Below are 9,564 nucleotides of genomic sequence, written 5' to 3' on the forward strand. Positions count from 1 at the left end.
CCGGCCGGACCGCGGGCGGCCAGCCGGACCGCGGTCGCCCGGCCGGACCGCGGTCGCCCGGCCGGACCGCGGTCAGCCCAGCCAGACCGTGGTGTCGGGCGGCAGCTCCCTCCCCCCGTCCGGCAGGGGCGCGCTGCTCAGCAGGATCTCGCCGGGCGGCAGCGCCACCGGCTCGGTGCCCAGGTTGGTGACACTGCGCCAGGCGCCGGTGCGGGCGAAGTCCAGCACGCCGGCGGGCGCGCCCGGCGTCCAGGTCAGCGTCTCGCCCTCCAGGAGTTTGCGGCGCAGCCGCAGGGCCGTGCGGTACAGCTCCAGCGTGGAGCCCTCCGTGCCGGCCTGCGCCTGCACCGCGAGGGCCGCGAAGGCCGGCGGCTGCGGCAGCCAGCCGGCGCCGGGCCCGAAGCCGTACGACGGTCCGGTCGTCGTCCACGGCAGCGGCACCCGGCAGCCGTCGCGGCCCTTGCGGACGTGGCCGGTCTGCTGCCAGATCGGGTCCTGGAGCACCTCCGTGGGCAGGTCGGCGACCTCGGGCAGGCCCAGTTCCTCACCCTGGTAGAGGTACGCCGAACCGGGCAGCGCCAGCATCAGCAGGGTCGCCGCCCGGGCCCGGCGCAGTCCGGCCACGGGGTCGATCGCGGGCGCCGCGCCGCCGGACAGCAGCCAGGCGGCCGGGTCGGTGCCGGGCGGCAGCATCAGCCGGGAGGCGTGCCGGACGACGTCGTGGTTGGACAGCACCCAGGTCGCGGAGGCCCCGGCGGAGCGGGCCGTGGCCAGCGAGCCGGTGATGACCTCACGCAGCTCCTCCGCGTCCCAGCCCGCCTCCAGGTACTCGAAGTTGAACGCCTGGCCGAGTTCGTCGGGCCGGGCGTACAGGGCACGGCGGGCGCCCGGGACCCACGCCTCGGCGACGGCCGTGCGCGGCGGGCTGTAGGCGTCGAAGATCGTGCGCCAGTCTCGGTAGATCTCGTGGACCTCGTCGCGGTCCCAGTACGGGTGGCTGCCCGGCCGCACCAGCGGCAGGGCGTCCTCGCCGGTCGCGCCGACGGCGCCGACGTCCCGCAGCGGCTCGGCGAGGTCCTTGGCCAGGCCGTGCGCGACATCGACGCGGAAGCCGTCGACCCCCCGGTCGGACCAGAAGCGCAAGGTGGTGCGGAAGTCGGCCCGGACCTCCTCGTTCCCCCAGTTCAGGTCGGGCTGTTCGGGGGCGAACAGGTGGAGGTACCACTCGCCGTCCGGCACCCGCCGCCAGGCGCTGCCGCCGAACACCGACTGCCAGTCCGTCGGCGGGAGTTCGCCGTGGGCGCCCCGGCCCGGCCGGAAGACGTACCGGTCCCGGGCGGCGGAACCGGGGCCGGTGCGCAGCGCCTCCTGGAACCAGGGGTGCAGGTGCGAGGTGTGGTTGGGGACGACGTCCACGACGACCTTGAGGCCGAGCCGGTGCGCCTCGGCGACCAGGGCGCCGAAGTCGTCCAGGGTGCCCAGGCGCTCGTCGACCCCGCGCGGGTCGATGACGTCGTAGCCGCCGTCGGCGAGTTCGGAGGGGTAGAAGGGGCTCAGCCACACGGCGTCCACACCGAGGGTGGCGAGGTGGTCCAGCCGCTCGGTGGCACCCCGCAGGTCACCGAGGCCGTCCCCGTCGGCATCGGCGAAACTGCGCGGATAGACCTGGTAGACGACGGCCTGCCGCCACCAGTCGGGGTTCCTGGAGGAGAGGTCGGGCGGGAGGTCCGGCGAGGGGTCTGCCATACGGGCTCCGTTCGGGCGGTACGACGGTCGCTGTGCCGTTCGGTCGACAGTACAGAATCTGTCCACATTGCCCGGAAAAGGAACAAGGACTAGCGTGCGACCGTGTCCAGGTACAGCTTGACGTAACGGTCCACGTCCACGTCCAACGCCACGTCCACCAGCGCCCGTTCGCGGCCGCCCTCGTGGATCTCGGACTCGCCCGGCCGGGGCCGGCGGTCCACGACGGTCTGGCCGCGGGCCGGGCCGGGGGCCAGGCAGACCTCGACCGGCAGCAGCCGGGTGGTGATGCCCTGCGGGTCGGCGACCGCGCACACCGCGCCGGCGTCGCCGAGGCCGCCCGCCTCCTCCGCCTCCGGCTCCTCGCCCTGGGTGGTCGGCCGGTGCGCCAGCAGGTCGCCGGCCAGCCGGGTGCCGGGCTCGTCGCTGGTGCGCAGCCGGTGCACCTGGTCGGCGGGGACGACGACCCGCATGAAGACGTCCAGGCCGTACATCGTGATCGGCACCCCGGCCGTGAGCAGGATCGCCGCCGCCTCCGGGTCGTGCCACACGTTGAACTCCGCGACCGCGGTGGCGTTCCCGGTGCTCACGGCCCCGCCCATGAACACGATCCGCTCGATGTGCGAGGTCACCTCCGGGTGGGTGCGCAGCAGCAGGGCGATGTTCGTCAGCGGGGCGGTCGGGATCAGGGTCACCGGGCGCGGGGAGGCGAGGATCTCCCGGCGCAGCAGGGTGACGGCGTCCACGTCGGCCGGGGCCCGGGTGGGCGCGGGCAGGCCCAGGTCGCCCATGCCGTCGGCGCCGTGCACGTGCCGGGCCGAGCGGGCCGGCTCCAGCAGCGGGCGCTCGGCGCCCCGTCCCACCGGGATGCCGGGGGCGCCGGCCCGCTCCAGCACGGTGAGGGTGTTGCGGACCACGCCGTCGACGTCGGTGTTCCCGGCCACGCAGGTCACGGCCCGCAGGTCGAGTCCCGGGTGGCGCACGGCGAACAGCAGGGCCAGGGCGTCGTCGACCCCGGTGTCGCAGTCGATGATCACGGGGATGGGCTGACCGGTCACGGCGGACTCCTTCCGTCGTGCCGACCTTAGATCAGGCCGGACGGCCGTGACCGGCGCCGGGGTGGCCCGTCCCGCCCGGCCCCGCCCCTCGCCCCTCGCCCCTCGCCCCTCACCCGTACGGACCGGAGCGCTGGTGGGCGGCTCGGGCCGGTGGTGCCGTGAGATCAGGCATCCCACCGGCCGCACGCAGCCCAGGAGGCATCGATGTCCCCCGTGACACGCCCCCAGATACCCCGTGCCGTCCTCCTCCCCCTCCTCGCCACCGGCCTCCTCGTCGGCGGCGGCTGCGCGGCCCTCGGCCTGCGCCACCCGGAGAGCGCCCCGCACCCCCTGCCCACCGTCGACCGGCCGGCGCCCTCGTCCCGGACGTCCGCACGGGCCGACGGCTCCACGCTCACCGACGAGCAGGCGCAGGCCGCCCTGATCACCCAGACCGACCTGGGCGCCCCCTGGACCGCCACGCGCGGCGCGGCCACCTGGCGGGACGGACTGCTGAAGACGCACACCACGGCCGGGGAGTGCCAGCGCCTGCTCGACGCCCTCTACAGCGACGAACTCCTCGGCGCCCCGGCCCGCGTCGCGATCGGCCTGGACGACGCCGACACCGACGCCCAGCTCCGCTACCAGCTCGGCGCCCGCCGCCCGGCCGACGTCGACTCCGCGCTGGCCTGGCTGCGCACGATGCCGGTGCAGTGCGCGCGGTTCACGGCCACCACGGATCTCGGGCTGGTGGAGGACGTCCAGGTCACGGACGCCCCGCTGCCGGAGGTCGGGGACGTGCGCCAGGGTCTGCGGGTCACCGTCGCCAGTACGGCGACCGACGGGCAGGAGTTCCTGCTCACCCTGGACGTGGCCGCCGTCCGGGTGGGCGAGGACGCCTTCGCCCTCACCAACGGCGGCCTCGGGGACGTGCCGAACGACGCGACGCAGGCCGCCGTCCAGATCGGCGCCCTCCGGCTCGCGGACGTCCGCGGGCAGGGCCGGGCACAGGTGTGAGGCCGGGTCCGGCCCGGCTCACAGGGGTGGCTGGGCCGGGTCCGGCCCCGCTCACAGGGGCGGCTGGGCCGGGGCCGGTCCCAGGGTGGTGGTGCCGGGGGCGGTGCGGTGGCCCAGTCCGGTGCGGTAGGCGTCCAGGGCGGCCTCGACCCGGCCCGTGCGGCGCAGCAGGTCGCCCAGCAGACGGCACAGGTCGGCGAGGTCACCGGCCGCGCCCGCGCGTTCCAGGAGGCTGAGGGCGCGGACGTAGTGCTCCTCGGCGGCCTCGGTGTCCCGGGTGTCCTCGGCGATGATGCCGAGGAGGCGGTGCGCGGCGGCGGCGTGGACGGCGCCGCGCTCGGAGGAGAAGTCCCCGAGGACGCCCTCCAGCAGCCCGGCGGCCTCCTCCGACTTCCCGCGGCGGTGCAGGACGTCGGCGAGCTCGACGGTGGCCTGGCTGCGGTACAGGGCGGCGCGGGTCCGCGACAGCATGGTGTGGGCCTGCCGCAACTCCGCCTCGGCCCGCTCCAGTTCGCCGTTCTGCGCACAGACGTATCCGCGCATCCAGTGGCAGTTGGCCAGCTCGGTGCGCAGCCGCAGCTGGCGGTACAGCTCGGCCGCCTTGGCCAGGGAGGCGTCGGCCTCGGCCACCCGGCCCTCGGCGAGCAGGGTGCGGGCCACCGAGCGGTGCATCCGGGCGATCAGGGCGGGATCGCCGGCCTGCGGGGCGAGCGCGAGGGCGAACTCGGCGGCCTGGGCGGCACGGGCGTGGGCGCCCATGTCCATGTAGGGGCCGATGACGCTGGCGTAGAGCAGCAGGAGCGCGTCGGGGTCGTGCAGCCCGCCGCGGTTCAGTTCGTCGAGGGTGGACTCCAGGAGGTAGACGGCGTACCGGAGTTCACCGGCCAGGTAATGGGCGACCGCCCGGCCGCGTACGGCCGGGACGCGTACCGGCAGGGCCGTGCCCGCCATCCGCTCCTCGGCCCGTTCGAAGTGCTCGCGCGCCTCGGTCAGCCGCCCGGTCTCCAGGGCGCACTCCCCGAGGCCGAGCAGGGCGGCGGCCTGTTCGTCCGCGAGCCCGTGGGCCTCCGCCTCGGCGCGCAGCACGGCGTACTGGGCGGCGGCCTCCTCGGCCCGGCCGTCGGCCAGCAGTCGCTGGGCCTCGGTGAGCCGGAGCCGCACGTCGGTGGCCAGGCGGGCGGGGCGGCCGACGGACAGCTCCTCGAACGCGACCCCGAGCCGGTCCGCGATGTGCCGCAGCGCCTCGTCCGAGGCCCGGACGCGCCCCGCCTCCACGGTGGAGATGTAGGCGGGTGTGTAGGCGGGCTCCGCCAACTGCCGCTGGGTGAGCCCGCGCTGGGTGCGCAGCCGCTGTACACGCCGCCCGATGACCTCCGGGTCGTCCCGCTCCCGCATGGTGCCGCTCCCCCCGACTCGCCCGGCGCCCCTTGCCGTTGGTATCCGGTAACCCCTAGGTTAAATGGCGGATTAAGCACGCTTAATACGCCGTTGTCGTGTTGCGAGGTCGCCGTGCCAGGACGTACATCCGCACCTTACGCACCCCCCACCGCCCTCCCCCACACCCGTGTACGCCCGGCCGGCCGGGCCTCGGCCACCCGGGGTGTCGTCGCGGCCGTCGTCGCCACCACCGCCCTGCTCCTCGCCGCCAACGCCGGCCCGGCCCGGGCGGCGGAGGCGCCACCGGCACCGGCGGCCACCCAGCCGGCGGAACAGTGACGGCGGACGGAGCGGTGATCGCCGGCGGACCGGTGGCTGCCCGTGGGCCGGTGACGCGGCGGACGGACCGGTGGCTGCCCGTGGACCAGTGACGCGGCGGACGGACCGGTGGCTGCCGGTGGGCCGGTGGCAGGGCCTACCCTGACCGCGTGACCTCCCCCGCCGCCCGCGTCGCCGTGGAACTGACCGCCGCTCTCCCCGTGCCGGAACTGGAGGACTTCTACCGGGACCTGCACCGCCACCCCGAGCTGTCCCTGCGCGAGCACCGCACGGCCGCGAAGCTCGCCGGACGGCTGCGGGACGCCGGGTACGAGGTCGCCGAGGGCGTCGGCGGCACCGGGGTCGCCGGAGTGCTGCGCAACGGCGACGGGCCGGTCGTGCTGGTGCGGGCGGACATGGACGCGCTGCCCGTCACCGAGGAGACCGGCCTGCCGTACGCCTCCACGGCCGACGGCGTCATGCACGCCTGCGGACACGACCTGCACGTCACCTGGCTGGCCGGGGCCGCGGCGGCGCTGGCGGCCGGGAGGGAGACCTGGAACGGGACCCTGCTGGTGGTGGGGCAGCCCGCCGAGGAGACCGGGCAGGGCGCGGCGCGGATGGTCGCCGACGGGCTGTACGAGCGGTTCGGGCGGCCGGACGTGCTGCTCGGCCAGCACGCCGCTCCGGGCCCGGCGGGCCTGTACCCGCACGCGCCCGGTCTGATCATGTCCGCCTCGACGGACGTGGACATCGTGGTGCACGGCCGCGGCGGGCACGGTTCGCGGCCGGAGTCGACCGTGTACCCGGTGGTGACGGCCGCCCATCTCGTCACCCGGCTGCAGACGGTGGTGTCCAGGGAGATCGCGGCGGGCGAGGCCGCCGTGCTGACGGTGGGACGGATCGAGGCCGGCACCCGGCACAACATCATCCCCGCGGAGGCGCGCATCGCGCTGAACCTGCGCAGCCGGACCGAGGCGGTCCGGCAGCGGATGCTGGCCTCGATCCGGCGTATCGCGCAGGGCGAGTGCCTGGCCGCCGGCTGCCCGCGCGAGCCGGACGTGACCGTCGGCGCCACCTTCCCCCTGACCGTCAACGACGCCGGCACCGACGCCGTCGTGGCCGCCGTGCACGGCGAGGTGTTCGGCCCGGACACGGTCTTCGACCCGGGTCCGGCGATGGGCAGCGAGGACTTCCCCGAACTGGCGCTCGGCTCGATCCCGTACGCCTACTGGTTCGTCACCACCACCCCCGGCGAGGTGTGGGAGCAGGCGCCCGGCGACACGCTCCCCGAGAAGTTCTCGGCGGTGCCGAGCAACCACAGCCCGCACTTCGCGCCGGATCTGTCCACGGTCGCCCCCGGTGTCCGCACCCTTGTCTCCGGGGCGCTGGCACTGTTGTCGGTGGCATGACCTAGTCTTTGCGCACTCGCCACACGAGGCACACGGCTCATGCACCGGGGGCTCACACATCGCCGTGCCCGGGTGGCTCCGATGTCCTTCATTCGTTCCGGGGGGTTCGAATCAGCGTGCGCAAACGCTCTCTCACCGCTGCCACCGCCCTGGCGGTCCTCTGCGGTTCCATGGCGCTCGGCGCCACACCGGCGGCCGCCGACTCCAGCAGGGTCCTGCCCGTCCGGCAGACCGGCGACATCGTGGTGGACGCCGTCCACCAGCAGGTCTTCATCAGCGACCCGCTGAACGGCAAGATCGTCGTCACCGACTACACCGGCAAGGTCCTCAAGCAGCTCACCACCAACCTGTCCGGCGTGCACGGCCTGGAGCTGTCCGCCGACTCCGGCACGCTCTACGCGGCCGTGCAGGACCTCGACGCCATCGCCGTCATCGACACCGCCAGCGACACCGAGACGGGCCGCTACACCGTCGGCGACAAGCCGCTGAGCGTCGCCCTCGCGGGCGGCAGGCTCTGGTTCGGCTACGGCGGCGCCGCCGCGGGCGACATCGGCTCCGTCGACCTGACGAGCGAGACGCACGACGTCACGCTCGGCCAGGACAACAGCTGGTACGCGGCTCCGCTGCTGGACGCCGCGCCCGGTTCCACGACCCTCGTCGCCGGCGCGCCCGGGCAGAGCCCCGTCGAGCTGGCCTCGTACGACGTCTCGTCGGGCACCGCCACGAAGCTGGCGAGCACCAGGGAGGCGGGCGACAACCTCGGCGACCTCCAGGTCACGCCCGACGGCAAGGACGTCGTGGTGGCCAGCGGCGCGCCGTACTACCAGCAGGTGTTCCGGACCTCCGACCTCAATGAGGACGGCAAGTACGTCACGGACGCCTATCCCAACTCCGTCGCCATCGCGCCCGACGGCACGGTGGCGGCCGGCATCGACGGCTCCTACGACCCGGACGTCTACATCTTCCGGCCCGGCAGCGGCGAGGCCGTCCGCACCTACGACTTCCCCAACACCGGGACCAGCAGCGGTTCCGACCTGCTGGCCGACTCCGGGCTGGCCTGGGCCCCGGACGGCTCCCGGCTGTTCGCGGTGACCAGCAACAGCGCGGGCACGTACTCGCTGCGCGTCCTCACCGCACCCACGAAGGCGCTCACCACCGTCACGGTGGACGCCCCCGCCACCGCCGCCCGGGCCAAGAAGCTCACCGTCAAGGGCAAGGTCACCACCAAGGCGCCCCTCCGCGCCGGCACCAGGCTGACCGTCACCCGCACCGACCTGGAGTCCCCCCGGGGCCGGACCCTGCCCGCGGCGGCCGTCCGGGCCGACGGCACGTTCTCCTTCACCGACACCCCGCCGGCCGGCGGCAAGGTGCGGTACACCGTGGCCTTCGCCGGCGACGCCGAGCACACGGCCGGGTCCGGCACGGACTCCGTCGCGGTCTCCCGCGCCAGGCCCAGGCTGACGATCGACAACAACCGCAAGGTGTACTCGTACGGCAAGGACGTCAGGTTCACCGCGCACCTCGGCGCGACGTACAAGAACCGTACGGTGGAGATCTGGGCCGACCCGTTCGGCGGGGACAAGCCGAACAAGCGGGTCAGGACCGGGAAGGTCAACTCCCACGGCGACCTGTCGGTCACGCTGGACCTGAGGCGGGACACCAAGGTCACCGCGAAGTTCGCGGGCGACTCCCGCTACACGTCCGCCACGGCCACCGCCACGGTCGGCACCCAGGTCAGCGTGTCCACGTCGATCTCCGGCCACTACAAGGCGCGGTCCACCTGGGGCCACACGTACTACTTCTTCCACAAGACCAGGAACCCGCTGGTCACGACGAAGATGCCGTACTACTGGAACCGGGCGCAGAAGTTCGAGTTCGAGGTGTACTACCAGGGCCGCTGGTACCCGGGCGATCCCGCGTACTTCAAGCTGAGCACGGGCGGTGTCTCCAAGGTCAACATCACCGGCAACCACGGCGAGGACGTCGGCTGGCGCTTCAGGGTCCGCTCGTCGTACATCGACGGCGCCTCCGGTGACAGCGTGAACTCCACGACGCACGGCGCCTGGAAGTACTTCACCTTCACCAAGTAGCAACCGCGTACGGGGTCACGGGGAGGCGGCCTGGAGCCGGCCGAGCTGCCGCTGGACGCTCTCCAGCGCGCCGCGCCGGCGCCCGGGCACCCTCAGCCGCAACTGCGCGAGCGCGGGCCCGAGTTCACGGGCCCGCGCCGTGTCCTTGATGCGGGACCACTGGTGGTGGGCGCGGTCCACGGCCGCCTCCACGGCGGGTGCGTCCACCGCCTGCCCCGCCCCCAGCCGCGCCTCGGCCACCGCCAGCCAGGCCCGGCAGCTGCGCACCGGGTCCCCGGCGAACATCGCCAGGTCGGCCCGCACCTCGCTCCAGTGCAGCGCCTGCTCGGAGCCGGCTCCGTGCGCCCGTACGGCGTCGTGCTCGTACCGGGCGGCGAGGCCGTCGGCCTCCCCGTGCCGGCCGCCGCTCACGGCGGCGCTGATGGCGGCGTGCGGATCCGCGGGCGCGCTCCCGCCGGCCCGGGCACCGGGCACGGCCGCGACCGGCGCGGACCCGTACGCCGTACCCGCCGCGAGGGGCGCCGCACCCCGCACGAACCCGGGCGCCGCGCCCGGGGCGAACCCGGTCGG

At 74.7% G+C, this 9,564-nt stretch carries 6 protein-coding genes and 1 pseudogene; 3 read left to right on the forward strand and 4 right to left on the reverse strand.

Features of this window, described 5'->3' with window-relative positions; all coding sequences use genetic code 11:
- Positions 1-72 precede the first annotated feature (72 nt).
- Together GT045_RS14605 and GT045_RS14610 are read right to left on the reverse strand one after the other, a co-directional pair.
- Entirely contained in the window at positions 73-1,746 is a 1,674-nt protein-coding gene (locus GT045_RS14605) for a glycoside hydrolase family 13 protein (protein WP_161334431.1), read from the reverse strand.
- A gap of 89 nt (positions 1,747-1,835) precedes the next feature.
- The gene (locus tag GT045_RS14610) at positions 1,836-2,801 is read right to left on the reverse strand and encodes a nucleoside hydrolase (RefSeq protein ID WP_161292093.1); all 966 of its coding nucleotides are present in this window, start codon (positions 2,799-2,801) and stop codon (positions 1,836-1,838) included.
- Positions 2,802-3,005: 204 nt separating this feature from the next.
- Between GT045_RS14610 and GT045_RS14615 the strand changes: the two genes are divergently transcribed.
- Positions 3,006-3,797 (forward strand): hypothetical protein, encoded by a 792-nt coding sequence (locus tag GT045_RS14615; protein WP_161292095.1) that lies wholly within the window; start codon positions 3,006-3,008, stop codon positions 3,795-3,797.
- 51 nt (positions 3,798-3,848) lie between these two features.
- Here GT045_RS14615 and GT045_RS14620 read toward each other — a convergent pair whose 3' ends face one another.
- Positions 3,849-5,192, reverse strand: coding sequence for a helix-turn-helix domain-containing protein (locus tag GT045_RS14620; RefSeq protein WP_161292097.1), 1,344 nt, complete (start codon positions 5,190-5,192; stop codon positions 3,849-3,851).
- 470 nt (positions 5,193-5,662) lie between these two features.
- On the opposite strand from GT045_RS14620, the gene GT045_RS14625 reads away from it, so the two are divergent.
- Positions 5,663-6,904: an amidohydrolase gene (locus GT045_RS14625; protein ID WP_161334432.1), complete on the forward strand. Its 1,242-nt coding sequence runs from the start codon at positions 5,663-5,665 to the stop codon at positions 6,902-6,904.
- A 116-nt stretch (positions 6,905-7,020) separates the two neighbouring features.
- Positions 7,021-8,994 (forward strand): Ig-like domain repeat protein, encoded by a 1,974-nt coding sequence (locus GT045_RS14630; protein WP_161334433.1) that lies wholly within the window; start codon positions 7,021-7,023, stop codon positions 8,992-8,994.
- Positions 8,995-9,009: 15 nt separating this feature from the next.
- On the opposite strand, the pseudogene GT045_RS14635 reads toward GT045_RS14630, so the two are convergent.
- Positions 9,010-9,564, reverse strand: a pseudogene (locus GT045_RS14635) (hypothetical protein); the annotation flags it as partial.

This window comes from Streptomyces sp. SID486 (assembly GCF_009865385.1).
Classification (GTDB): Bacteria; Actinomycetota; Actinomycetes; order Streptomycetales; family Streptomycetaceae; genus Streptomyces.